Here is a 224-nt window from a genome sequence, read left to right as displayed (position 1 = left end):
GGTTGTTCGGATCCGTACCGTCCTTTTCCTCCTGGGCATCCGGAACACCATCACCATCGGTGTCGGTGTCATCACCAGGGAAGGAATCTGGGTCCTTCGGGTCCTTATTGTCCTTGACCTCGTCACCGTCGTTGTGACCATCACCGTCGGTATCCGGGTTGTTCGGATCGGTGCCGATCTCAATCTCAGTACCATCGGTCAGGCCGTCACCGTCGGTATCCGGG

The 224-nt window shown here is 58.0% G+C and carries 1 protein-coding gene; it reads right to left on the bottom strand.

Annotated elements, in window-relative coordinates:
* Positions 1–224: hypothetical protein (locus HMPREF2978_RS13140; RefSeq protein ID WP_371326349.1), on the bottom strand; the 224-nt coding region annotated here is incomplete at both ends.

Source organism: Corynebacterium sp. HMSC074C01, from assembly GCF_001814605.1.
In the GTDB taxonomy this organism is placed as follows: Bacteria; Actinomycetota; Actinomycetes; order Mycobacteriales; family Mycobacteriaceae; genus Corynebacterium.
Note: the sequence above shows the minus strand (reverse complement) of the source record. Positions and strands in the feature narration are given on the sequence as shown.